The 619-nt window shown below is 57.5% G+C and carries 1 rRNA gene; it reads left to right on the forward strand.

What is annotated here, in order from left to right:
- Positions 1-122, forward strand: a 16S ribosomal RNA gene (locus AC1DN2_RS21320); the annotation flags it as partial.
- Positions 123-619 lie beyond the last annotated feature (497 nt).

A 619-nucleotide genomic window follows, 5' to 3' on the forward strand; every position in this document is an offset into this window, starting at 1 on the left:
TAACACCCGAAGCCGGTGGCCTAACCCCTTGTGGGAGGGAGCTGTCGAAGGTGGGACTGGCGATTGGGACTAAGTCGTAACAAGGTAGCCGTACCGGAAGGTGCGGCTGGATCACCTCCTTTCTAAGGAGCACCTACAACCACCCTGCCCCGTGTATGCGGGTGTGGTGGGGTTGTCAGGAGTACGCCCGTTGCGCAGACGCAAGTTCTGCGGCGGGTGCTCACGGGTGGAATATCAACAAATAGGTGCCTGGCGGCACAGGCCGGCAGCTAGTACGGATGCTCTCTTGAGAGTGTCCTGGAACGCACGCCGGAATGAGCTGTTGGGTAGTGTTTGGCACACTGTTGGGTCCTGAGGCAACAGGACCGGGTTGCTGCGGCTTTGGCCGTGGCGGTTCCGGGACTAGTTTGTTTCTGGTTTCCTGGCTGCACCGATCACACGGTTGTTCCGCTCCTTTTGGGGGCGGGTACGTGTGTGGGGTGTGTGGTACGGGGTTGTTGTTTGAGAACTACATAGTGGACGCGAGCATCTTTTATAAGAAGCAATTTCCAAGAATATGAACCTGGATCTGATCCGTGATTGTGCTGCCGCCTTTGGGTGGTGGTTGGTTGCGGTCTGG

It is taken from the genome of Arthrobacter sp. 01L42 (assembly GCF_056400005.1).